Origin of the sequence: Pseudomonas sp. Xaverov 83 (genome assembly GCF_019352905.1) — a bacterium.
GTDB classification, from domain to species: domain Bacteria; phylum Pseudomonadota; class Gammaproteobacteria; order Pseudomonadales; family Pseudomonadaceae; genus Aquipseudomonas; species Aquipseudomonas yamanorum.
This window is the reverse complement of record NZ_JAAAFU010000038.1, coordinates 114,119-114,949: the sequence shown is the minus strand read 5'-3', so window position 1 is coordinate 114,949 and position 831 is coordinate 114,119. Positions and strand designations below refer to the sequence as shown.

Sequence of the window (831 nt, the reverse complement as noted above, 5' to 3'; positions counted from 1 at the left end):
TGCTGACGGTGGAACCGTTGTTGTAAACGTCATTGACCGGCGTTTGGAAAACCACGGTGCCGGTGGTTTTGCCGGAATCAATGGTAATCACCTGGCCGTTGGACAGGGTCACGGTGACCGGCGCATGCGCTTCATTCGAAAGCGTGGCGGTGTAGGTGATCTGGCCGCCTTCGGTGATGGCTGTATCGGTGGTGCTCAACTTAACGGTCGTGGTGTCGATCGAGTCGGTGATGGTGGTCACCGCTGGATGGCTGTTATCCGGAACCAATTTTTCGAAGTTGCCGCCAGTAGCCGTCGTAATGGTGGTGCTGACGGTGGAACCGTTGTTGTAAACGTCGTTGGCTGGCGTCTGGAAAACCACAGTGCCGGTGGTTTTGCCGGAATCAATGGTGATCACCTGGCCGTTGGACAGGGTCACGGTGACCGGGGCGTGAGCGACGTTGGTCAACGTCGCGGTGTACGTGATCTGCCCACCTTCGGTGATCGCAGTGTCGTTTGTCGACAGCGTCACGGTGGTGGTATCGATCGAGTCGGTAATCGTGGTGGTCGGCGGATTAGTGTTATCCGGGACCAGCTTCTCGAAGTTGCCACCCGTTGCGGTGGTGATGGTCGTGCTGACCGTCGAACCGTTGTTGTAAACGTCGTTGGTGGGCGTTTGGAAGACCACGGTACCGGTGGTTTTGCCCGTGTCGATGGTAATGACCTGGCCGTTGGACAGCGTCACGGTCACTGGCGCATGAGCTTCGTTGCTCAAGGTCGCGGTGTAGGTGATCTGGCCACCTTCGGTAATGGCGGTGTCGGTGGTGCTCAACTTAACGGTCGTGGTGTCGA

At 57.8% G+C, this 831-nt stretch carries 1 protein-coding gene; it reads right to left on the bottom strand.

Going from position 1 to position 831, the window contains the following annotated elements:
- Positions 1-831, bottom strand: an 831-nt coding sequence (locus tag K0H47_RS31110) for an immunoglobulin-like domain-containing protein (RefSeq protein ID WP_257626672.1), incomplete at both ends; no start/stop codon positions are given.